General features: G+C 67.5%; 19 protein-coding genes. 10 read left to right on the top strand and 9 right to left on the bottom strand.

Annotated features, from left to right (window positions below):
* Positions 1-114: 114 nt before the first annotated feature.
* From E3O60_RS05375 to E3O60_RS05365, 3 genes are read right to left on the bottom strand one after another with little or no spacing between them, the layout of a single operon-like run.
* On the bottom strand, positions 115-1,581 hold the full coding sequence (locus tag E3O60_RS05375; protein ID WP_088455028.1) for a deoxyribodipyrimidine photo-lyase: 1,467 nt from the start codon (positions 1,579-1,581) through the stop codon (positions 115-117).
* A complete protein-coding gene (locus E3O60_RS05370) occupies positions 1,578-2,576 on the bottom strand; it encodes an NADP-dependent oxidoreductase (protein ID WP_241980045.1) in 999 nt (332 codons plus the stop codon). Before E3O60_RS05370 ends, E3O60_RS05375 begins: the two co-directional genes overlap by 4 nt.
* Before the next feature lie 42 nt (positions 2,577-2,618).
* Positions 2,619-3,281 carry a YqaJ viral recombinase family protein gene (locus E3O60_RS05365; RefSeq protein WP_088457818.1) on the bottom strand — a complete coding sequence of 221 codons (663 nt, stop codon included), beginning with the start codon at positions 3,279-3,281 and terminating at the stop codon, positions 2,619-2,621.
* A gap of 182 nt (positions 3,282-3,463) precedes the next feature.
* Between E3O60_RS05365 and E3O60_RS05360 the strand changes: the two genes are divergently transcribed.
* The gene (locus tag E3O60_RS05360; protein WP_134497343.1) at positions 3,464-4,024 is read left to right on the top strand and encodes a hypothetical protein; all 561 of its coding nucleotides are present in this window, start codon (positions 3,464-3,466) and stop codon (positions 4,022-4,024) included.
* An 87-nt stretch (positions 4,025-4,111) separates the two neighbouring features.
* On the opposite strand, the gene E3O60_RS05355 is transcribed toward E3O60_RS05360, so the two are convergent.
* On the bottom strand, positions 4,112-5,983 hold the full coding sequence (locus E3O60_RS05355; RefSeq protein WP_134497341.1) for a glycoside hydrolase family 2 protein: 1,872 nt from the start codon (positions 5,981-5,983) through the stop codon (positions 4,112-4,114).
* Positions 5,984-6,061: 78 nt separating this feature from the next.
* Positions 6,062-7,087: a LacI family DNA-binding transcriptional regulator gene (locus E3O60_RS05350; RefSeq protein ID WP_088455031.1), complete on the bottom strand. Its 1,026-nt coding sequence runs from the start codon at positions 7,085-7,087 to the stop codon at positions 6,062-6,064.
* Between the two features lie 251 nt (positions 7,088-7,338).
* Here E3O60_RS05350 and E3O60_RS05345 point away from each other — a divergent pair, with 251 nt between their 5' ends.
* The 4 genes from E3O60_RS05345 (at position 7,339) to E3O60_RS05330 (ending at position 11,460) form a co-directional block, all read left to right on the top strand.
* The gene (locus E3O60_RS05345) at positions 7,339-8,655 is read left to right on the top strand and encodes an ABC transporter substrate-binding protein (RefSeq protein WP_088455032.1); all 1,317 of its coding nucleotides are present in this window, start codon (positions 7,339-7,341) and stop codon (positions 8,653-8,655) included.
* 142 nt (positions 8,656-8,797) lie between these two features.
* Complete coding sequence (locus E3O60_RS05340) at positions 8,798-9,610, top strand: carbohydrate ABC transporter permease (RefSeq protein ID WP_240632341.1); 813 nt, start codon at positions 8,798-8,800, stop codon at positions 9,608-9,610.
* 9 nt (positions 9,611-9,619) lie between these two features.
* Positions 9,620-10,474, top strand: a complete 855-nt coding sequence (locus E3O60_RS05335; protein ID WP_088455034.1) for a carbohydrate ABC transporter permease — start codon at positions 9,620-9,622, stop codon at positions 10,472-10,474.
* Positions 10,471-11,460 (top strand): glycoside hydrolase family 43 protein, encoded by a 990-nt coding sequence (locus tag E3O60_RS05330; RefSeq protein ID WP_134480899.1) that lies wholly within the window; start codon positions 10,471-10,473, stop codon positions 11,458-11,460. The genes E3O60_RS05335 and E3O60_RS05330 overlap by 4 nt, the downstream gene beginning before the upstream one ends.
* Before the next feature lie 61 nt (positions 11,461-11,521).
* Here E3O60_RS05330 and E3O60_RS05325 read toward each other — a convergent pair whose 3' ends face one another.
* Positions 11,522-12,193, bottom strand: a complete 672-nt coding sequence (locus E3O60_RS05325; protein WP_134497339.1) for an ABC transporter ATP-binding protein — start codon at positions 12,191-12,193, stop codon at positions 11,522-11,524.
* A 37-nt stretch (positions 12,194-12,230) separates the two neighbouring features.
* On the bottom strand, positions 12,231-13,709 hold the full coding sequence (locus E3O60_RS05320) for an ABC transporter permease (protein WP_088455037.1): 1,479 nt from the start codon (positions 13,707-13,709) through the stop codon (positions 12,231-12,233).
* Between the two features lie 181 nt (positions 13,710-13,890).
* Here E3O60_RS05320 and E3O60_RS05315 point away from each other — a divergent pair, with 181 nt between their 5' ends.
* Together E3O60_RS05315 and E3O60_RS05310 are read left to right on the top strand one after the other, a co-directional pair.
* Positions 13,891-14,637: a response regulator transcription factor gene (locus E3O60_RS05315; RefSeq protein ID WP_088455038.1), complete on the top strand. Its 747-nt coding sequence runs from the start codon at positions 13,891-13,893 to the stop codon at positions 14,635-14,637.
* The gene (locus tag E3O60_RS05310) at positions 14,637-16,157 is read left to right on the top strand and encodes a cell wall metabolism sensor histidine kinase WalK (protein WP_134497337.1); all 1,521 of its coding nucleotides are present in this window, start codon (positions 14,637-14,639) and stop codon (positions 16,155-16,157) included. Before E3O60_RS05315 ends, E3O60_RS05310 begins: the two co-directional genes overlap by 1 nt.
* A 1-nt stretch (position 16,158) precedes the next feature.
* On the opposite strand, the gene E3O60_RS05305 is transcribed toward E3O60_RS05310, so the two are convergent.
* Both E3O60_RS05305 and E3O60_RS05300 read right to left on the bottom strand, forming a co-directional pair.
* Positions 16,159-16,671 carry a MarR family winged helix-turn-helix transcriptional regulator gene (locus E3O60_RS05305; RefSeq protein WP_240632342.1) on the bottom strand — a complete coding sequence of 171 codons (513 nt, stop codon included), beginning with the start codon at positions 16,669-16,671 and terminating at the stop codon, positions 16,159-16,161.
* A gap of 10 nt (positions 16,672-16,681) precedes the next feature.
* A complete protein-coding gene (locus tag E3O60_RS05300; RefSeq protein WP_370028213.1) occupies positions 16,682-18,451 on the bottom strand; it encodes an MDR family MFS transporter in 1,770 nt (589 codons plus the stop codon).
* 316 nt (positions 18,452-18,767) lie between these two features.
* Here E3O60_RS05300 and rplJ point away from each other — a divergent pair, with 316 nt between their 5' ends.
* The 3 genes from rplJ (at position 18,768) to E3O60_RS05285 (ending at position 20,384) form a co-directional block, all read left to right on the top strand.
* A complete protein-coding gene (gene rplJ, locus E3O60_RS05295; RefSeq protein WP_088455040.1) occupies positions 18,768-19,283 on the top strand; it encodes a 50S ribosomal protein L10 in 516 nt (171 codons plus the stop codon).
* A gap of 51 nt (positions 19,284-19,334) precedes the next feature.
* On the top strand, positions 19,335-19,718 hold the full coding sequence (rplL, locus tag E3O60_RS05290) for a 50S ribosomal protein L7/L12 (protein WP_066592329.1): 384 nt from the start codon (positions 19,335-19,337) through the stop codon (positions 19,716-19,718).
* A gap of 162 nt (positions 19,719-19,880) precedes the next feature.
* Positions 19,881-20,384 (top strand): MarR family winged helix-turn-helix transcriptional regulator, encoded by a 504-nt coding sequence (locus tag E3O60_RS05285; protein ID WP_134497335.1) that lies wholly within the window; start codon positions 19,881-19,883, stop codon positions 20,382-20,384.
* Positions 20,385-20,401 lie beyond the last annotated feature (17 nt).

Below are 20,401 nucleotides of genomic sequence, written 5' to 3'. Positions count from 1 at the left end.
CCCGACCCACCCTCGGCCTCGAAACCCCAGCCAACCGGCTAGCCCAGCTGCTCACAGCAGCACAAACCACCGGCGTTGCTTAGACCGCTTGACTTTGCCTCGAGATTCCGGGGGTTAACTCACAGGTCGCGAGTTCTTGACCTGCTCGTAGGCGGCCAGGGCGGCCCGGCGGGTTTCGCCGAGGTCGACGATGGGCTGCGGGTAGGCCCCGGTGCCCCACTCGGGCACGTTCTGTCGCACGTACTCGTTGGCGGGATCGAACTTCGCCGCCTGCAGTTCGGGGTTGAACACCCGGAAGTACGGCGCGGCATCCGCCCCCGACCCGGCCACCCACTGCCAGCCGAACGGGTTGCTGGCCGGGTCGGCGTCGACGAGGGTGTCCCAGAACCACTGCTCGCCCAACCGCCAGTCGATGAGCAGGTTCTTGATCAGGAACGACGCCGTGACCATGCGCACCCGGTTGTGCATGCTGCCGGTGCGCCACAGCTCACGCATGCCGGCATCCACCAACCGGAAGCCGGTGCGGCCCTGCCGCCAGGCCTGTAGGGCGCGCTCGTCCAGCGGCGGCCAGGGGAAGGCGTCGAAGCCGGGGCGCAGGTTGGCCGTGGCCAGATCGGGTGCGTGGAAGAGCACGTGGTACGCGAACTCACGCCAGCCGACCTCGGTGAGGAACCGGGTCGCGCTGCTGGCGGCTGCGCCGGTGAGGCCCCGCCGGGCGACGTCGGTGGCGTGCCAGATCTGGTGCGGACTGATCTCGCCCCAGCGCAGGTACGGCGAGAGCCTCGAGGTGGCCTGTTGCGCCGGCAGGTCGCGTTCGGTGCCGTACCGCGGCAGGGCGTCGTCGAGGAAGGCTGCGAGCAGCTGCTGCGCGGCGCCTTCGCCGGGGGTCCAGGCCTCGCGCAGCCCGTCGGCCCAGTCCGGGTGGCGCGGCTCCAGCTCCCACGAGTCGAGGTCGTCGGAGGGCAGGGTGGCGGGGGCGCTGCGCGCTGGGCTGGCTGCGTCGGTGTCGCCGGGCAGATCGAGTGATGCCGGTGCGGGGTAGGGCGTCCGTGGCGGTGGGCCGGCGGTGCAGGCCCGCCAGAACGGGGTGAATACCGTGTACGGGGTGCCGCCGCCGGTGCGGATGGTCCACGGTTCGAAGAGCAGGGAGCCGGCGAAGCTGTGCGCCACGACGCCGGCCTCGGTGAGGCTCGCCTTGATCTGGGTGTCCAGGTCGCGCTCGGCGACGCCGTACCGCCGGTTCCAGAACACCGCGCCGGCGCCGAGCTCATCGACGAGCTCGGCGATCACGGTCGCCGCGGCACCGCGGCGCAGCACCAGGCGGCCGCCGAGGGCCGCCGTGTCGGCGGCCAGGGACACCAGGCTCTGGTGCAGCCACCAGCGGGCGGCGCCGCCGAGCGGGCGGATGCCGGGGGATACCTCGTCGAGAAGATAGACCAGCGTGAGCGGCCGACCGCGGTCGACCGCGGCGGTGAGGGCTGGGTTGTCACCCAGCCGCAGGTCATCACGCAACCAGACCAGCGAAGGCCCGTCGGGATGGGCCGGGGCTGTGTGGGCCGCGGAACCGCCTGCGCCGGTCACGCGGCACTCTCGTCGACGTCGGAGACCCGCAACACGATCTTGCCGCGGGTGTGGCCGCCCTCGATGGCCCGGTGTGCGGCGGCGCCGTCCTCGAGATCGAAGACCGAGTCGATGTTCACCCGCACGCTGCCGTTGTCGATCAGTGCAGTGATGGTGTCGAGCACCCGGGCGTCGGCGGCGACCTTGTAGCCGGTGGCGCGCACGCCCGCGGCGGCGGCGTCGGCCTGCATGGTGGGCCAGCTGCCGGTGGGGGCGTTCACGAGCAGGCCGTCCGGTCGCAGCACCGCGAGCGAGCGGGTGCCGGTGTCATCGTGCACATTGCCGATCAGGTCGATGACACTGTCGAGGTTCGTGAGGTTCTCCTCGAATCGGGTGGTGCTGTAGTCGATCACCTCGTGCGCGCCGAGGCGCTGCAGGAACTCGATCGAGGCCGTGGAGCCCGTCGCGATGACGTGGGCGCCCAGGTGCCTGGCGAACTGCACGGCGAAGTGGCCGACGCCGCCGCTGCCGGCGTGGATGAGTATCCGCTGGCCGGGCCCGGCCTCGGCGAGGTTCACCATGCCCCAGGCGGTCATCGCGGCCAACGGGATGCCGGCGGCCTCGACATGGCTCACCGCGGCGGGCTTGCGGGCGACGGACAGGCTCGACACCACGAGGTATTCGGCGTAGCTGCCCTCGATCCGCGGCGGCCGGGCCATGCCGTACACGGCGTCGCCGGGCTGCAACTCAAACGTGTCGTAGGGGGCGCGCACGACGACCCCGCTGAAGTCGTTGCCGAGCACCGTGGGGTAACCGCCGATTGCGGCTGCGGCGCCGGACCCGGCCCTGGTCTTCGCGTCGATGGGGTTGATGCCCGCGGCCACCACGCGCACGAGGAGCTCGTCGCCTACCGCGATGGGCAGTGGCAGCTCGGCCACGTGTAGTTCGTCGGGGCCGCCCGTGCGGTCGATGACCAGGGCGCGCATGGAGGTGGGCATAACCGGGGAAAAGGGCATGTGCCTATTCTGCGCCACTATCCTGGCGTCTTCCCGGCCGGCTCAGCGGCCGTAGTCGTAGGGTGGCGGGGCGGCGGCACGCTCGCGCTCGCGCTGGTGGTTGAGCAAATCGATCAGCTGGTCGGCAAAACCCACCAGGATCCTGATCTGGTCGTCGTCCCGGTCGATCCAGCGGCACTCCGGCACAGCGTTGCGAGGCACGAAATTATCGTGCTCCTCCCACACCAGCAGGGTGCGGTCGGCACCGAGCACGTACTGCTGCCACCAGATCTGCCGCAGGTAGGAGCGGGGGATGCTGCGCCAGGGCTTGCTTGTGGTCTTGATCTCGGCGAGTTCGAAGACCCCGTTGCCCGCCAGGCCCAGGCCGTCGGGAGTGGCCAGGTGGCGGGGTTGACCCGCGGCGTGGAAAAGGTTGGTGCTCGGTTCGATACCGTAGTTCGCCAGCACCCACGCCGCGATCTCGGGTTCCCGGGCCCGACCGTGGTCGGTGTACGGGTTACCGCCGAAGCCGCTGCCGTTGATCTTCTCCCTCGCCGCGTTGTGCACGGATTTCTCGGTGGCGAGCTTGGCGACATCCGTGGCGGTGATGCCCTGGCTGCGAGCGCGCAGCCAGGCGACCCTGTCGGTGGAGTCGGCGACGATGCGCAGTAAATGGGCGCTCACGGGCCGTGCGGCGGGCGCGGCCGGCGCCGGCGCTGCGAGCATGTCGCCGGTCTCCTCGCCCAGGTCGAACAGGGCGAGCAAGTCATGGGGCACCTGCCCATTCTGCCGCACGCAGAGGCCGGATTTGTGCGGCCGGGCCGATGCCCGAAGGAACGGATGATGGGTTGGAAATCCCAAGCCGACTCGGACTGACTGCCGTGCCGGCGTTCGCCCACACTCCGGCCGTGACCACTGACTGCACGTCGCTGTCGATGAAATTCGAGAGCTACAACGTGATCGCCGCGAAGCCGGCCAGCGGCGGCAAACCGGCCGTTGCGGCCGACGCCACGCCGAACACGGTCACCGTCACCATCGACGGCGTCGCCTCGGCGCCGGTGAAGTTCGGCAAGACCTATGCCTCGACGATCGCACTGGACGGCCAGACGTCGCACACCTATTCGGTGGTTCTCGGCACGCACGACGGGTATGACCGCACCTTCGCCGACACGACTGTCGCCTGCCCGACCCCGACGCCCTCAGTGCCGCCGACGCCCACGCCGATCGTGCCTTCGGTGAGCGAGACGCCCGCACCGATCGTGCCGCCGGTGAACGCCACGCCCACCCCGACGGCGACTGCCGTCACGCCGGCAGCCGTAACGGCGCCGGCGCCCACCCCCGCGGCGTCGACGCGTGAGCTTGCCGAAATCGGCGTCTCGACCTGGAGCGTTCCGGCCGTTGCGGCGAGCGTCCTCGCGATGCTCCTTGGCGCCGGCCTGCTGCTGGCCCGCCGGTTCCGCCGCGCATAACCCGGCACAACCCCCGAGAACGCCCCGGACGAGGAATCGTCCGAGGCGTTCTGTCGTACTCTCGAGCACCTGCGGCCAGGCGGCCCGCTAACCGAGCGGGGGCCCGTCGGGTGCGGTCTGCGTGATGATGGCGCGAAGCAGGTGCATGGGCACCTTGGGCCTGCGGTTGTCGTCGAGCAGTCCGTTGGTTTCCTGGAGGGTGTCGGTCAGTTGGGTGTAGCAGAACCCGGCCAGGAACGAACTGGAGTGGATTGCCGCCACGACGGCGTCCAGACGCTCGAGGAAATCGTCCGCGGTCTGGGCGCTCGAGTAGCCCCAGGCGTCACTGTCCGCATAGTGGGTGGCGAAGGAGATGCCGCCGAATTCGGTGAGCATGACGGGCCGCTCACCGATCTCCTGGCCGGCGAGAAGGAGACGGCGCCCCGCGGGCCCGAGGTCGCTGAGAAGCCTGCGTTTTGCGTCGTCGTCACTGTAACGCTCGCGGAGGGTGTCGCCGATCGATTCATAGTCGTGCACCGAGAGGATGTCGGAGTCGATGTGCTCCCAACCGTCGTTGGAGATCACCGGGCGGGACGGATCCAGTGTGCGGGTGAGCGCGACGAGTGCCCGCGCGTAGTTCTGCTGCGCGGGGTCATGGGCGATGTGCTGCACGCCCCAGCTCTCGTTCAGCGGCACCCACGTCACGAGAGAGGGATGCGAGAGGTCCCGTTCCACGACTTCGGTCCACTCCGCCAACATCCGCCGCACGGCCGTGGCGCCGAATTCGAAGGCGCCGGGGGTCTCGCCCCAGACGAGGAGGCCGAGCCGGTCCGTCCAATAGAGGAAACGGGGGTCCTCGATCTTCTGGTGCACACGAGTCGCGTTGAAACCGAGTTCCTTGATGAGCTCGACGTCCCGGCGCAGGGCCTCCGGCGAGGGGCTGGCGAGATGCGACTGGGGCCAGTATCCCTGTTGCAGAACAGACCTCACATAGTAGGGCCGGTCGTTCAGAAGGAACCGGCCGCGAGCGATCGCCGCCGAGCGAAGGCCGAAATAGGAATGTACGACATCCACAGCCGTCCCCTGCGTGTTCGTTGAGGAACCGGTGCGTACCGTCAAAGTGGCATCAATCAGCCGTGGCGACTCTGGGGTCCACAGCAGCTCTTCGTAGGCTTGACCGTTCACCTGAGCCGGGAGCGCGATGGTGAAGACCTGGGTCGTCGCGGTGACGGCTACCGTCGCCTGGGTCAGGGGATCACCGTCGACACTCAGGCTGAAGGACACCGTCGTGCCGGCCGTGGGCCGTCGACTGACATCGATCCGAACACGAACCGTCGCATTCGGCAGGTCCGGTATCCAGTGCACGAGAGTGACGGCCAAGGGGTTCGTGGACTCGAGCCAGACCGGCTGCCAGATGCCGCTGGTGCGGTGATACCAGATTGAGTGCGGTTCGACGCGCCAATCCTGTTTGCCGCGCGGCTGAGTCACGTCGAGGGGATCATCCTCAGCCCTGACCACTATGGAGTGTTCGGCCACACCGGCCACGACCGCGTCGGTGATGTCGAAGGAGAAGGGGGTGTGCCCACCCTCGTGCTGACCGAGAAACGTTCCGTCGACCCAAACGCTGGCGCGATAGTCGACCGCGCCGAAGTGCACGTGCAGACGCTGGCCCGTGAAGAAGCCGGCCCGCGCCAGATCGTTGTCGTCGAAGGACCGCGAATACCAGGCCACCGGGTGGAACCCGGTGTCGTGAATGCCCGAGGCGGCGGACTCGAAGGGGAACGGAACCTGAATGGTTCGATCGAATCGCGCGTCGGCGAACCAACGGGCTGCCAAACCGATGTCGGCGTCGTCGAAGGCGAAGCCCCAGTCCCCGGACAGTTCGGTCCAAGCGGGGCGGACGAGCTGGGGGCGCGGGTAGCGCCCGTCCTGCTGGCTGGCGCGAAAGACGGCGGGCGCGAGATCGACGGTGCTACTCATGTCCTCCATCATGCACTGAATTTGCAGCGCTGTAAATCCGCAAATTGAATTGATGCCGTCGCAGCCGGCCCGGTCGGTTCAACCGTGGGGTACTGCTGGCGCGCTTTCCCGAATGACGAGGTCGAAATCCACCAGGCGATGGCGCCCCAGGCCGGTGTAGCCCATGATGCGCTCTTCCAGCATTTCGAGGGCGACGCGGGCCAGCGCGGGCATGTCCGGGGCGATCGTGGTGAGGCTCGGGAAGGTGACGGCTGCGAAGGAGATGTCGTCCCAGCCCACGACGGCCACGTCGTCGGGAATCCGGATGCCGCGTTCCTGGAGAGCGCGCAAGGCGCCGATCGCTGCGAGGTCGTCCCGGCACACCAGGCCGTCAAATCGCAGACCGCGATCCAGGGCTGCTCCGACGGCACGGGCGGCCTCGGCTGGAGCGATGGCCCGGGTGGGGATGAGCAGGGACATATCCAGGACCAGCCCCGATTCCTCGATCCCCTGCTGGTATCCGATGAGTCGCTGCGTGGACGTAGCGGATTGGCCGCTCTCCTCGTGACCCACGAAGGCAATTCGGGTCCGTCCGAGGGCGCTGAGGTGGCGCGTGGCCCGGTTGGCGGCGGCGACGTTGTCGATCATTACGTGGTCGACACCGATCGGCGCCGCGCCCTCGCCCAGCAGCACCATGGGTATGTCGCTGCGGCGCTGGGCCACTTCGGTGGACGTCATCATCGAGGGTTGGAAGAGCATGCCGTCGACGAGGCCGGCCTCACTCGACGAGAGGACGGCCCGCTCGCCGGCGATGGTGCCGGATGTCTCCTCGAGGAGCAGTCGGTAGCCGGCGCCCGTCGAGGCGGCTGCCGCTGAGACCAGACTCGCCAGCTCGGAGAAGTAGGCCAGGCGCACATCGGCGAACGCGAGTGCGATGAGGCCCGTGCGTCCCGTGGCCAGGCGTCGGCCGAGGGCGTTCGGCCGGTAGCCCAGATCATCGATGGCGCGTTGAACCCGCTCCCGCATCGCCGCGGAAACGTGGGGATGGTCGTGCACGACGTTCGACACTGTCTTCATCGACACGCCGGCGTGAACGGCGACGTCCTGGAGTCGCACTCCGGCCATTGCTGCTCCTTGGGTCGGCGCTGCGGGGGCGCGTGAGGGTTTCATCCATGACTCTAGCCTTCGTGCCCGTCTGCTTCGTGATGCGAAGGAAGCTTGACGGATGACTTTCTAGCGCTGTAAATTTATCCCGTCGCATCATCCGCTTTCTGAAGCCGTGCCGGAATGAACACATCACCCGGTCCGGCACCGGCCGGGCACCTGATCCGACTCATTCATCGCCGCGAGTCGGCGACTACTCAAAGGAGAGCACCATGAAGGAAGGATTCGCGCGTCGCGCGATTGCCGCAACCTTGGCGGTTGGAATGGGGGTTGCCCTCGCCGGTTGCAGCACTGGAGGCACGAGCGCCGGTGGTGGAGCCGTGTCCGGCGCGGACTACACCGGTCCCGACGTGACGATCAGCTTCTGGAATGGGTGGACGGGCGGCGCCGCCCCCGTTCTCGTACCGAAACTCGTCGAAGAGTTCAACTCTGAGCACCCGAACATCGTGGTCAAGAACGTTCCCATGGAGTGGGGGGACATCTCGAAGAAGATGCCGCTGGCCATCAAGGCGGGCAAGGGCCCCGACGTGGCCGTCGCCCACGGTGACGATGTCGCCACCTACGCGGCGCAGGGCCTCCTCCTTGAGGCCGACGCCATCATCGACGATCTCGGCTACTCCGCCGATGACTTCCCCGAGGGCCTGATGGACGCCGGCGCATACTCCGGCAGTCAGTACGGGATTCCCTGGAGCGTGACGCCGCTTGGCCTCTACGTCAACAACGATGTCCTGAAATCCGCCGGAATCGACCCCGCGACGGTACCCGCCGACAAGGACGGCTACATGGCCGCACTCGAGACACTCAAGGCAGCAGGCATCCAGGGCGAGTGGGTCGACGGCTACGTCTTCACCGGCACCTTCGAGTTCCAGTCCCTGCTCTGGCAGTTCGGTGGCGACCTGTACAACGACGATGTGACCAAGGCGACCTTCAACTCCGAGGCCGGCGTGCAGGCCCTCACTCACATGACCGACCTGATCGACCAGGGCTACAGCCCCGCGAATGTGGCCCAGGACGGCAACATCAAGGGCCTGCTCTCCGGGCAGACCGCTTACAACTGGAATGGCGTCTGGCAAACGACCAATGAGGCGTTCGACGCGCTGGACTGGACAGCGGCACCGGTTCCCCAGATCGGAACCGAGAAGGCCGTCTGGTCGAGCTCGACCCACTGGATGTTCCTGAACAACAAGGGCCAGGACGCCAACAAGACCTCCGCGGCAGCGACCTTCGTCAAGTGGATGAACGAGAACTCCAGCGGTTGGGCCGAAACCGGTGAGCTGCCCGCAGCAAATGACGTTCGTAACGACCCCGCCCTGATCGAGGCGTACCCCAACCTCGCGACCTTCATCGATGAGCTTCCCTACGCGCACTACGAGACCAGTGCGCCGGGCATCACCGCCGCGAACGCGCTCATCACCACCGCGCTCAACGAGGCGCTGACCGGCAAGAAATCACCCGCGGATGCTCTCGACGACGCGGCCAAGCAGGCCGACGCGATCCTGAAGCAGAACGAGGCGAAGTACGGTGACTAGTCTGGCGCCCCTCCCCCCGACCGCCGTGGCGACCCCGACCCCTGCCCCTCGGCGCGCGAGCGCCGGGGGGTCGGGGACCCGCAGGCGAACCTGGACGGCCTATGCCTTCCTGGCTCCGTTCCTCGTTCTCTTCGCTACCTTCGTGGTCGGTCCCGCGGTCTTCGGAGTCTGGATCAGCGTCACCGACTGGAGCCCCTATAAGACCGAGCAGTCGTTCATCGGGCTGCAGAATTACATCGATCTCGTCACGCCGGGTTCGGTCTTCTTCGGCGATTTCTGGCAGAGCCTGGGTGCCACCGGGATCTTCACGGTGGCGAGCGTTCCCTTCCTGCTCGTGATCCCCCTCGGTGTGGCGCTGCTGCTCAACCAGAAAATTGCCGGCGGAACCGTGTTCCGGGCGATCTTCTTCGCACCGTTCGTTCTGGGTGTCGCGGTGATCGGAGTGATCTGGAAGTACATGCTCGACACGCAGTCGGGCATGATCAACCACCTCCTCGGCCTGATCGGTCTCCCCTCCGACATCCCCTGGACCGTCGACGTGCCGTGGGCGTGGGTCTCGCTGGTGGGCGTGACCGTCTGGTGGACTCTGGGGTTCAACGCCGTCATCCTGCTCGCCGGTCTCAAGGGCATCAACACCGACCTCTACGAAGCGGCCGCGCTCGACGGGGCGGGGGCGATCCGCAAGTTCTGGAACGTCACCCTGCCTGGACTGCGGCCGGTGATGCTCTTCGTCAGCACCACCACGATCCTGGCGTCCGCGAACATGTTCGGGCAGTCCTACCTGCTCACCAAGGGCGGGCCGGCCAACCAGACCCGCACGGCGATCATGTACATCTCGGACCAGGGGCTCTCGCAGAACAACATGGCGGCGGCGGCGGCCATGAGCTACGTGCTCTTCGCCTTCCTGGCGATCATCAGCGTGATCAACTTCCGCCTTCAGCGGGACAAACCCTAAGGATCATCGATGACTACTCTCACTCCGCGACGGGTGTCGGGACCCGCACGCCTTCGGCGTGGTGCCCTCTACGCCGCGCTGATCGTCGTCGCCCTCACGATCATCCTGCCCCTCGTCTGGATCGTGATCACCTCATTCAAGACCGACACCGATGTCATCTCGAATCCGTATTCAATCCTTCCGAACCCGTTTTCAGTCGACGCGTACGGGACTCTGGCCAGCGGCCAACAGCCGATCTTCCGCTGGCTGCTCAATAGCCTCGTCGCGGCCACGCTGCAGACCGTGATCGTGCTGGTGACCGCCTCGATGGGCGCCTACGCGCTCGCGCGGCTGGAATTCACGGGAAAGAAGTTCATCTTCGGGCTCATCATCGGCACCCTCCTGGTGCCGCCGGTGATCTTCCTCATTCCCAATTACCTGATCGTGCAGAACCTCGGTTGGCTCGACACCCTGTGGGCTGTCTCCGTCCCCGGCGCGGCGGGTGCCTTCGGCATCTTCTTCCTGCGCCAGTTCTTCGTCGGGCTGCCGACCGAGATCGAGGAAGCCGCGCGTATCGACGGGGCCGGGGATATCAGGATCTTCCTCCAGATCGTGCTGCCGCTGGCCAAGCCCGCGTTGTCGACGCTGGCAATTCTGACCTTTCTCGGCAACTGGAATGACTTCCTGTGGCCCATCTACGTTCTGCTGAGCCCGGAGAACCTCACCCTGCAGCCCGGCCTGTCCCAATTGCAGGGCGCCTATTCCACCCACTTCAGTATCGTCATGGCCGGCGCGGTCATCGCTTCGGTCCCGGTGCTTGTGCTGTTCTCGCTGGCCCAGAAGCAAATCGTTGAAAGTGTCGCCAGCTCGGGCGTGAAGGGGTGAGTCTGCGGCGGGCCGGCGCCTCTGTCCTCGTGTGTGCGGCGGTGGCGTTCCTCGGCGGTTGTGGGCCGGCCGGGTCTCTGGATGCCGCCGCAACCGACGTGCCGGCAGCCTTCGCGATAGACCAGGATTTTCCCGACCCGGATGTGCTGCTGGTCGGTGACACCTACTACGCGTACGCCACCAATTCGCTCACCGCAAATGTCCAATTCGCCACCTCCACCGATCTCCAGTCGTGGGAGGTGCAGGATGGCGACGTTCTGCCTGACCTCCCGGACTGGGCCGACACCGGGAGGACCTGGGCGCCGGAGGTGACCTCTGGTCCGGATGGCACCTTCCTGCTCTACTTCACCGCCGCCGACAGGGCCTCAGGCCTGCAGTGCATCGGCGTCGCCAGCGCCGCATCGGCTACCGGCCCGTTCGTGGCAACATCGACGCTGCCGTTGATCTGCCCGACCGGCGAGGGAGGCGCGATCGACGCCGGCGCATTCGTCGATGCGGACGGGAGCAGATGGCTGCTCTGGAAGAACGACGGCAACTGTTGCTCCCTGGATACCTGGCTGCAGCTGTCACCGCTCTCGCCCGACGGCCGCACACTGACCGGCGAACCGACCAGGCTCATCAAGCAGTCGGAGGAGTGGCACGGCACCGTGGTGGAGGCCCCGATCCTGATCCGTCATGACGACGAGTACGTGCTCTTCTACTCGGCGAACAGTTACGCCGATGACAGTTACGCCATGGGTTTCGCCACGGCGCCGACACTCCAGGGGCCCTACACGAACGGTGCCGAACCGCTCTTCAGTACGGAGAGTTCCGGCGACCGCTATCTCGGCCCTGGCGGTCAGGACGTGGTCTCCCCGGGCCCGGACCAGCCCGGTGGTGACCAGATCGTGTTGCACTCCTGGGATCCGGCCTACGTCTACCGGGGGATGAGCGTTCTGCAGCTTGACTGGGTCGACGGGCGCCCGACGGTGGTCCCACCGGCCTGACGCCGAGCCGGCGGATTCCAGATGGCATCCGCCGACTCAGCGCGATCGCTCGGCACGGACCTCAGCCGAGGTCCTTGACCACACCCTGCTTGATCAAGAGGCGCCTCTGCGCACGCTTCGCGACAGCCGAATCGTGGGTGACCACGATCAGGGTCAGCCCCTTCGCCCGCCACAGGCCCTCGAGCAAGTCCATGATCTCGTCACGGGTCTGCTCGTCGAGGTTCCCGGTGGGCTCATCGGCCAGCAGCACCGTGGGCTCCTTGACCAGGGCGCGGGCGATCGCGACGCGCTGCTGCTGGCCGCCGGAGAGCTCCGCGGGCAGGTGGCTGCCGCGCTCGCCGAGCCCGACGGAGTCGAGCGCCGCCGCGGCCCGCGAGATGCGCTCCGCCGTGGGAACCCCGAGCGGCGCCAGCGCGGTCTCCACGTTCTCCTGCGCGGTCAGGGTGGGGATCAGGTTGAACCCCTGGAACACGAAGCCGATCTCGCGCGCCCGGATTTGCCCCAACGGCCCCTGGCCGAGCTTGGACAGATCCGCACTGCCCAACTCGATGGTGCCCTCGGTGGGCCGGTCGAGGGCGCCCAGTATTTGCAGCAGCGTGGACTTTCCGCCGCCGGTCGGCCCTTGGATGGCGACCATCTGTCCATCCGGAATGGACAGGGTGACCTTGTTCAGGGCCGTGACCGAGCGCTTGCCCTGGTCGTATTTCTTGGTGACATTGGTCAGTTCATACATGGGAGCTCACTTCTGGTGATGAATTCGACGGAGGGGGTCACGCGATGCTGCGCAGTGCCTCGGAGGGGCTCAGGCGCGAGGCGCGCCAGCCGCCGATCGCGCCGGCGAGCAGACCGCCGAGCACGGCGAGGCCGACGGCGATGAGGATGACCGACAGGGTCACCGGCACCTGCAGAACGATGTCGGAGGTGGTCGCTTCCACCATGGCCTGACCGAATCCGCCGGCACTGCCGCCGGGGCCGCCCATGGCGGATGCCGGGTCGGCGGTGGCCGCGCCCGCGGTGAGCGTGGGGGCCGCGAGGTTGATCACCAGGATGCCGGCCAGGCCGACCGCGATGCCGACGACGCCGCCGATCAGGCCCTGAACCAGGGATTCACCGGCCACCTGGCGCACGATCCGGCCGTTCGACCAGCCGATCGCCTTGAGGGTGCCGAACTCCCGAGTGCGCCGGGTGACGCCGGAGATCGTGAACAGGATGGCGATCAGGAACGCCGCCGCGAGCACGATGAGCGACAGCCAAAGGCCGAGGTTCTTCACCAGGTCGGCGGCGCTGGAGAGCGACCCTGACACGCTCGAGGCGAGGTCGGACTGGGTCTGCACCGTGGCCTCCGGCAGGGCGGTCTCGACGTCGGCCTGGATCTGCTCGATGTCGGTGGAGGACGCGGCCTGCACGTAGATGTCGGTGACCTGATCGGTCAGGCCGGACAGGGTCTGGGCGACGTCGAGCGGGATGTAGACGTTGGAGGCCGTGGCGGCATCCGCCGAGGAGGCCGTGACCAGGCCGACCACGGTGAAGTCGGTGTCGGCGATGGCGACGGTGTCGCCCACGACGAGTTCGGCGGTGGTGGCGTAGTCGGCGTCGAGGACGGCGACATTGGTGCCGGCGTCGGTGGTCTCCAGGCTGCGTCCGTCCGTGAGGCTCACGGCCGAGAGGGGCCCGACGGCCTCAGCGGCCGGGTCCAGGCCCAGCACTGTGAAGGAATCGACGCTGAAGGAGCTGCCGCCGGCACCGTCGGGTCCACCGCTGGGCGGGGTTCCGCCGGCCGCGTCGTCCCCGGTCTGCGGTGTCCCGGCGGAGAAATCGGGCAGGGCGCCGTCGAAGGTGGTGTTGCTCAGCGACAGGGTCGCGGCGGCGGCGGAGACGTTGTCGATGCCGCCGACGGTGTCCAGCGCCGTGGCGTCGAACGCGGTGGTGCCCCGGTCGACGGAGAGCCTGGACTGGCTGACGGTGGTGGTCCCGTCGGCGGTGGCGCCGGCATCCGCGCCGAAGTCGAAGTTCGCCGGCCCGCCGGCGCCTGCTTCGCCCTCGGTGGGCGCGGCCGGGGTCTGGCTGACGGTGATGTCGGTGCCGACGCCGTAGACCGAGGCCAGCACGGTGGACTGTGCCAGCTGTACTCCGCTCGACACTGCGTTGACGATAATGACCAGGGCGATGGCGAGGGCCATGCCGATGGCGACGATGGCGGTTTGCTTGCGGCGACCCGCCAGCTCTCGTCGCAGATACGTGACAAACATCGATTCTCCAGTCCGGCGGCAGGGAGGTTCCCGCCGTTGCCTTCGAAGCTAAGGAGCCCGGTTATGGCTGCACTATGGCCTGCCTATGAATTAGCCCAGGAGTCCGCAGGGTCCCGCTCTCTCAGGATCGTCGTGGGCGGCGCATAGCCGGTTCATAGGAAAGGCGGGGATACTTCGGAGCATGAGCACCCGAACCAACGAGCAGCCGGCCCACGGACCACGCCTTCGCAAGGCCGACGGCTCCCCGATCCGGGTGCTCGTCGTCGACGACGAACCCACCCTCACCGACCTGCTCTCGATGGCCCTCCGCTACGAGGGCTGGGAGGTGCGCACGGCCGGGGAGGGCCGGGCCGCGCTCACCCTGGCGCGGGAGTTCCGGCCGGACGCCATCGTGCTCGACATCATGCTGCCCGACATCGATGGTCTGCAGGTGCTCCAGCGGCTGCGGGCGGATGGCTATCAAACGCCGGTGCTCTTTCTCACCGCCAAGGACTCGCTCGACGACCGCATCGCCGGTCTCACCGCCGGCGGCGACGACTACGTCACCAAGCCGTTCAGCCTGGAAGAGGTCGTCGCCAGGCTCCGCGGCCTCATCCGGCGCTCCACGATGGCCGTCTCCGACTCCAGCGATCCCCGCATCACGGTGGGCGACCTCACCCTCGACGAGGACAGCTACGAGGTGTTCCGCGCGGGCGAACAGATCGAGCTGACCGCGACCGAGTTCGAACTGCTGCGTTTCCTGATGCGCAACCCGCGCCGGGTGCTCAGCAAGGCCCAGATCCTCGACAGGGTCTGGAGTTACGACTTCGGCGGCAAGTCGTCGGTGGTGGAGATCTACATTTCCTATTTGCGCAAGAAGGTGGACGCCGGTCGCGAACCGATGATCCATACCGTGCGCGGCGCCGGTTACATGCTGAAGATCGCCTGATGAAACCCGGAGCACCCGTCGGCGACACCCCCATCATCCCGACCCGCAGCGGCCGGGCGCCCTGGACCCTGCGCCGCCGACTGGTTGTGGCCGTGGTGGGACTGCTTGCCCTTGTCAGCCTGGTCATCGGGGTGGTGAGCGTGGCCATCCTCAGCGCCAACCTGATGGACGGCCTCGACCAGCAGGTCAAGGGCGCCGCGGAACGCTCCAGCGTCTTCTTCGACCGCCGGCCGAACGGCGACTTCACCCTCGCCACGCCCACGGCCAGTGATGTTCTGAATGGGCCCTCCCAACCCCCTGGCACCCTCGCGCTGGTCTACGACGGCACGACCGTCACAGCCGGCTACACCGATGACACCGGTGCCGTCGTGGCGCTGAGTAGCGACCAGGTCACCCAGCTCATCACCGAACTCGATACCGCCGTGCAGAAGGGCGGCACGTCCGTTCCGTTCAGCGTGAACCTCGGCGGCGACGTCGGCGAGTACCGGGTACTGGCCGAAACGGCGCGCTCCGGTGCCCTGTACCTGGTGGGCCTGCCGGTCGCCAGCGTGACCGGAACGGCCACCCAGCTGGCGCTCATCATCGCGATCGTGTCGCTGGCCGGCATTGTGCTGGTGGCATTCCTCGCGACCGCGATCGTGCGTCTGGCCCTGCGTCCGCTGCAACGGGTGACGGCCACGGCCACCCGGGTCTCCGAACTGCCGCTGGACCGCGGCGAGGTGCTGCTCGTCGACAGGGTTCCGGCCGCAGACACCGACCCCCGCACCGAGGTCGGCCGGGTGGGCTCAGCGCTCAACCGGATGCTCGACCACGTCGATATCGCACTGGAAACCCGGCAGGCCAGCGAGAACAAGGTGCGCCAGTTCGTGGCGGATGCCAGCCACGAACTGCGCACCCCGCTCGCGTCGATCCGCGGTTACTCCGAGCTCACCCGGCGCAGCGGCCAGGAACTGCCGCCCGACGCCATCCACGCTCTCGGGCGCATCGAGTCGGAGTCGGTGCGGATGACCGGTCTCGTCGAAGACCTGCTGCTGCTCGCCCGCCTGGACGAGGGTCGCGAGCTGGAACGGGAACCCGTGGACCTCACCATGCTGCTCGTCGACGTGGTCAGCGACGCCCATGCGGCCGGCCGGGACCACCGCTGGGACCTCGACCTGCCCGAAGAGCCCGTGCTGGTGGCCGGCGACGGTCCGCGCCTGCACCAGGTTTTCGCCAACCTGCTGGCCAACGCCCGCGTGCACACCGACGCGGGCACCCGGGTGCAGGTGGCGCTCAGCGTCGAGGGGCCAGACGCCGTGGTCACCGTGACCGACGACGGTCCCGGCATCCCGGAGAACCTGCAGGAGACCCTGTTCGAGAGGTTCGCCCGCGGCGACAGCTCCAGGTTCCGCGGCACCGGCGGCAGTACCGGTCTCGGCTTGGCCATCGTGCAGGCCGTGGTTCTGGCCCACGACGGCGAAGTCACGGTGGACAGTCGGCCGGGGCGCACCAGCTTCCGCGTGGCGCTGCCCCTGGCCTGACCTACCGTGCGCCGTCGGGGGAGTTCAGCCGTTTCAGCAGCAGGGCGAACTGCTGCAGGTCGGCTTCGGGCCACGCGGTCAGCCGGCCGTGCAGCAGGCTCTTGTCGCCTCCCGGCACGGCCGCCATCTTCTCCATCGCCAACGGGGTTGCCGCGAGGAACCTGGCGCGCCCGTCGGCCGGGTCCGCGGCCAGCTCGAGCAGGCCGAGGTCCTCGAGCAGCCGGGCCTGACGGCTGATCACACTGCGGTCCACCTCGAGCAACTCGGCCAGCGCGCTGGCGTGCGTGGGTCCGCAGCGTCGCAGGGTGCGCAGGATCTTGAGGCCGAACGGTTGCAGCGCCGGGTCGATGCGCAGGGCCGAATCGCGCAGGGCGCCGCGCACATAGGCCGCCAATTGCATCATCTGCTCCTCGACGTCGGCCAAGGCCTCGGCGGCCTCGGTCGCGGTGTCGGGGGACAGGGCGGCCGTGACGCCGGGCTCGGGGACCGGGGGAAGCTCGCCGTGGTCGGTCATGACCATCACACTAGCGACCGGTGCTCGGGTTTTCCGACGGGTCGGTGCCGGGCTGCACGCGGATCGAGCCGGTCGGGTGGGCCAGGCCCACCGGGGTGAGGCCGGCGGCGGCAGCGCCCACTTCGATCAGCATGTCCTCGGCGTCTTCGAGTTCGCGCAGGTCGTTGTCCTCGAGGTTTTCGGGTGCCTTCTTCGTCGCCTGGGCCTTGGTCAGGGCGATGGCGGTCTGGGTACCGAGCGACGCGTTGGGCATCAGCGCGACCATCACCAGGGTGATCACGGCAAGCGGCACACCGAGCAGGAAGACCGTGCCGACGCCGGTCCCGTAGGCCGACTCGACGACGACGCGGATGGCGTCAGGCAGGGTGTTGACGTGCGGGATGACGCCGGAGCCCAGCGTCTTCACCGCGATGGCCTGGTCGGCCGGCGCGAGGGTGCCGATGCCGTCCTTGATGTTCTGGGCCACGACGGTGCCGAGCACCGAGCCGAGAACCGAGACACCGATCGTGCCGCCGAGGCTGCGGAAGAACGTGACAGCGCTGGTGGCCACACCCAGGTTGGTGACCTCGATCGAGTTCTGAACGACCAGGACCAGGTTCTGCATGACCATGCCCAGGCCCGCGCCGAGCACGAACATGAAGATACCGACCAGGATCAGGTTGGTGTCGTACTGCAGGCTGCCGAGCAGCAGGAGTCCGGCGACGACGAGGACCGATCCAGAGACCATGACGGCCTTCCACTTGCCGGTGCGGCTGATCAGGGTGCCGAACAACGTGGACGAGATGAGCAGGCCGCCCATCATCGGGATGGTGAGCAGGCCGGACTGGGTGGGCGTGGCCCCGCGGGCCAGCTGCATGTACTGGCTGAGGAAGACGGAGGTGCCGAACATCGACACGCCCACCGAGATGCTGGCGACGGTGGCGAGGGTGAAGGTGCGGTTCTTGAACAGCGTCAGCGGGATGATCGGCTCCGGCACCGTGAACTCGACGATCACGGCGGCGATGAGCAGCAGCGCGGCGGCGGCGACCATGACGAAGGAGGTGACGGATGCCCACTCGAAGTTGTTGCCGGCCAGGGTGACCCAGATCATCAGCAGCGAGACGCCGCCGGCGATCAGCACGGCACCGAGGTAGTCGATCTTCACCACGCGCTTGACCCGCGGGGGCAGGTGCAGGGTGCGCTGCAGGAGCACGATGGCCACGATGGCGACGGGCAGGGCGATGAAGAAGTTCCAGCGCCAGCCGAAGGCATCCGTTACCACGCCGCCGAGCAGCGGGCCGCCGACGGTGCCGAGGGCCATGACGCCGCCGAACAGGCCGGCGTACTTGCCGCGGTCCCGGGGGCTGATGATGTCGGCCATGATGATCTGGCTGAGCGCGGCGAGACCGCCGGCGCCGAGGCCCTGCAGCACGCGGAAGCCGATGAGGGTTCCGGTGTCCTGCGAGAAGCCGGCCAGTGCCGAGCCGATCACGAAGGTGGCCAGGGCCAGCTGGATGAGCAACTTGCGGTTGAAGAGGTCGGCGAACTTGCCCCAGATGGGCGTGGACACCGTGGTGGCGAGCAGGGTGGCGGTGATGACCCAGGTGTATGCGGACTGGTCACCCTTCAGGTCGGAGATGATGATCGGCAGCGAGGTGCTGACCACGGTTCCGGCGAGGATCGACACGAACATGCCCAGCAGCAGGCCGGACAGGGCCTCGAGAACCTGGCGCTTGGTCATGGAACCGTCGGCCGTGATGGCCCGGTTCGGGGGAGTGGTGGTGCGAGAACGGCGTGACATGAATCTCCAGCTAGATAATTGACAGATGTCAACTATAAATACATAGTGGACCTTTGTCAACTAGTTTGCGAAGCCGGGTGGGCGTTGGCCCGATTTGCGCACCGCCAGGGGGATCCCGTATGGTGGGGAACAGCCAAAGACCGCCGGTTGTCGCTGCCCAGAAATGGAAAAGCGATCGAAGGTTCATTCACGTGAACGGCCCGCGCAGGTGTTCGAAGTTAGCCAGTCAAACTGGCCTCAGCTCCGGCGCTTGCGCTGGAGCTTTTTTCATGTCTGCGCCCCGGGCTACCGGCACATGAATATTTAGAGGAGCGCCATGGCGAACAAGGAAGCAACGGTCGCCGAGCTGCAGGAGAAATTCCAGAGCTCGACCGCCGTTCTGCTCACCGAGTACCGCGGACTCACTGTTGCGAAGCTCAAGGAGCTGCGCACGTCCATCAGTGAGGACGCCACGTACGCCGTGGTAAAGAACACGCTCACCAAGATCGCGGCCAACAACGCCGGCATCACGTCTTTCGACGAGGAGCTCGTTGGTCCGTCCGCTATCGCTTTCGTACACGGTGACCCTGTCGCCGTCGCGAAGAAGCTGCGTGCCTTTACCAAGGCAAACCCTCTCCTGGTTGTCAAGGGCGGTTACTTCGACGGTAACCCCCTGACCGCCGCAGAGGTAGGCAAGCTCGCCGACCTCGAGTCCCGTGAAGTTCTGCTCGGCAAGCTTGCCGGCGCCTTCAAGGCCTCGCTGTTCGGAGCCGCATATCTGTTCAACGCACCGCTGTCGAAGGCTGTTCGCACCATCGAAGCGCTGCGTGAAAAGCAGGAGTCCGCGAACTAGGCATCTGCCTGTACCGCGGTGAGTAACTAAGAAACTAATAGGAGAAAAATCATGGCAAAGCTTTCCACTGAAGAGCTGCTCGAGCAGTTCAAGGGCCTCACCCTCATCGAGCTCTCCGAGTTCGTCAAGGCATTCGAGGAGACCTTCGAGGTCACCGCGGCTGCACCCGTCGCCGTCGCCGGAGCCGCTGGCCCCGCCGCCGCTGCCGAAGAGGTCGAAGAGCAGAGCGCGTTCGACGTCATCCTCGACGCCGTTGGCGACAAGAAGATCCAGGTCATCAAGGTTGTGCGCGAGCTCACCAGCCTGGGCCTCGGCGAGGCCAAGGCCGTTGTCGATGGCGCGCCGAAGGCCGTCCTCGAGGGCGTTGCGAAGGAAGCTGCCGAGAAGGCAAAGGCTTCTCTCGAGGCCGCTGGCGCCACCGTCACCCTCAAGTAATCTCGCCCCGCAAGGGGTTAGTTGCTCGCACGGGCGTCGCATCCATTGGATGCGGCGCCCGCTGCCGTTAACCCGCGAACCGTGAGAAAAGCACCAAAACTCTCGAGTTTCTGGGGCTTTCCTCACGGGTCGCGGGCGATTCGGCCTGTATATGGTGGGGGGATGCCCGCAGCACTTCCTGACATCCTCGGGGACCTCGTGTCCGTCAACCACCGGCTCACCCGCGTCGCGGCCCGCGCAGCGCGCGGCACGGAATCGCCCGCTCTGTGGCGCACCCTCAGCGTGCTGCTCTCCAGCGGCCCGATCCGCCTGGGCGACCTGGCCGAGCGCAGCCGGGTCTCGCAGCCCACCGCCACCAAGCTGGTGGGCAGCCTCGTCGACCGAGGCTGGGTCGAACGCGCCGGCGACCCCGACGATGCCAGGGCCAGCCTCATCGCCAGCACCCCGGCGGGTGTCGCGGCTCTGATCGCCTGGCGGACCGAGCTGGTCGCCGCCCTGCTGCCCTACTTCGCCGACTTGCCCATCGACGATGTCGGCACCCTCGAACGCGCCGTCGCCATCCTGCGCGACAGGGTGGAGGTCGGCGAGCGGATGGCCGCACCGCACCGCGTAGCGCCGCCGGACCGGATGGCGGCGCCGCCCCGCCCGGCCTCCGAGCCCCGGTGACCGCCCATTCAGCGTGT

It is taken from the genome of Cryobacterium sp. TMB1-7, assembly GCF_004402435.1.
Taxonomy (GTDB): Bacteria; Actinomycetota; Actinomycetes; order Actinomycetales; family Microbacteriaceae; genus Cryobacterium; species Cryobacterium zongtaii.
The sequence above is the reverse complement of the archived record's forward strand: the minus strand, read 5'-3'. Positions and strand labels throughout refer to the sequence as shown.